Annotated in this window: 1 protein-coding gene and 1 pseudogene; one reads left to right on the top strand and one right to left on the bottom strand. The window is 38.5% G+C overall.

Translation table 11 applies throughout. The annotated features are described in order from the left end of the window. Positions 1 to 195: 195 nt before the first annotated feature. Positions 196 to 453, top strand: a pseudogene (locus ACE01T_RS08435) (endonuclease domain-containing protein); the annotation flags it as partial. Between the two features lie 54 nt (positions 454 to 507). On the opposite strand, the gene ACE01T_RS08430 reads toward ACE01T_RS08435, so the two are convergent. Next, on the bottom strand, positions 508 to 1,069 hold a 562-nt coding region (locus ACE01T_RS08430; protein ID WP_395519104.1), incomplete at its 5' end, for an IS982 family transposase.

Here is a 1,069-nt window from a genome sequence, read left to right as displayed (position 1 = left end):
TTTTACTGAACACTCTTCAACTGCTCTCGGAATATTCAATAGATGAACTGAATGAAATCGCAACAATTGCATTAGGTACCTAAAGATGTGTAGATACCTATGCCTAAAAGGAGAGGGAATCTTATTGTGAAAGCCAAGTAATTATTCAATCGGATGACGCTCCCTCTCCCTGTGGGAGAGGGTTGGGGTGAGGGCAATTTTTACTGTCCTTCTGCCAATTTGGTGATTGAGTGTGATGGTAGTCAGCACTTTACTGATGACGGATTGGAAGCAGATCAAATTCGGGATGAAGCTTTGGCTGAGTTGGGATTAAAGGTGCTTAGGTTTGATAATGGGCAGATCGTGAAGCAGTTGGATAATGTGGTGGAGCAGGTTTATCGAGCTTGTGTGAAAGAATCCCCCCTTTTTAAAGGAGGACTTTGCACGAATTTGATTTCGGTAATAGATTCGTGATATTCCTCTCTTTTTTTAAAGGAGATTAGATAACCTGAGTTCGACGAAATCTGCTTAGCCTTTTAGCATATTTTGGAAAGTTGGCTTATTGGGATTCAAACAATAAGCCACTACAGCAGCCATGATATTCACCATGAAGTTATTTACCGAACGATGACGTGAATGTTCAAGTTGATGTAAATTTTTTAATTGATCATTCACGGTTTCGATCAATCCTCTTCTGCAAAGTAATTGTTTTTCTTCTTCAGTTTGGATGGGTTTATTTTTCATATTCCGACGTGATGGGGTCAATATTTTCAGTCCTCTTGCTGCTAAAGTTTCGGCTTTTGCTTTGCTCAAATAGCCTTTGTCTCCGAGTAGGATTCCTTTTAATTCTTGAGTTAAAGATTCTAATATAGCAACATCATGAACATTTCCCGATGTCAGTTTGAGATTAATAATTTCACCTAAATTATTGATAACGATATGTAATTTAAAACCATAAAACCAACCCGTACTACTTTTTCCACGGCCGGCCAAGCCTTTAAATACACGATGCCTTTTAATCCGAAGATTATGGCAAACTACCAATTTAGTGGAGTCAATGATACTGATTCCCGTATCTTTTCCTTTCACC

The sequence above is a fragment of the Acinetobacter uliginosus genome (assembly GCF_044130295.1).
Classification (GTDB): Bacteria; Pseudomonadota; Gammaproteobacteria; order Pseudomonadales; family Moraxellaceae; genus Acinetobacter.
Note: the sequence above shows the minus strand (reverse complement) of the source record. Positions and strands in the feature narration are given on the sequence as shown.